Raw genomic sequence first — 581 nt, 5'->3', positions numbered from 1 at the left:
GAGGAATATGCGGTTATTCCGATCGGAAAACCGATTCAGAACATCCGTCTGTACATCGTGAAGGAAGGCACGGAGCAATTGCAGCCGATTGGGGTTGCAGGGGAGCTGTGCATCGGCGGTGTAGGCGTAGCACGAGGCTATCTGAACCGTCCGGAGCTGACAGCGGAGAAATTCGTTGCTGATCCGTTTACCGGAGGCGAAGCAGGCTATGAGCGGATGTACCGCACAGGCGATTTGGCGAGATGGATGCCGGATGGCAACATCGAGTACTTGGGCCGGATCGACCATCAGGTGAAAATCCGGGGGTACCGGATCGAGCTGGGCGAGGTCGAATCACAGTTGCTGAAGGTGGAGTCGGTACGAGAAGCGGTCGTCATGGCCCGTGCAGATGAAACAGGCCAAAAACAAATGGTGGCGTACTACGTCGCCGGGCAAGAGCTCGGAGCCAGCGAGCTGAGAAGTGAGCTGGGCCGGGAGCTGCCAAGCTATATGGTGCCATCGTACTTTGTACAGCTGGAGCAGATGCCACTGAGTCCGAACGGCAAAATCGACCGAAAAGCATTACCAGCACCAGAAGGCAG

At 56.8% G+C, this 581-nt stretch carries 1 protein-coding gene; it reads left to right on the top strand.

The window, feature by feature from the left end:
- Positions 1-581, top strand: a 581-nt coding sequence (locus ACIFO6_RS24285; RefSeq protein ID WP_430044639.1) for an AMP-binding enzyme, incomplete at both ends; no start/stop codon positions are given.

Source organism: Paenibacillus sp. NRS-1781 (assembly GCF_050467745.1).
Lineage (GTDB): Bacteria > Bacillota > Bacilli > Paenibacillales > Paenibacillaceae > Paenibacillus > Paenibacillus terrae_A.
Note: the sequence above shows the minus strand (reverse complement) of the source record. Positions and strands in the feature narration are given on the sequence as shown.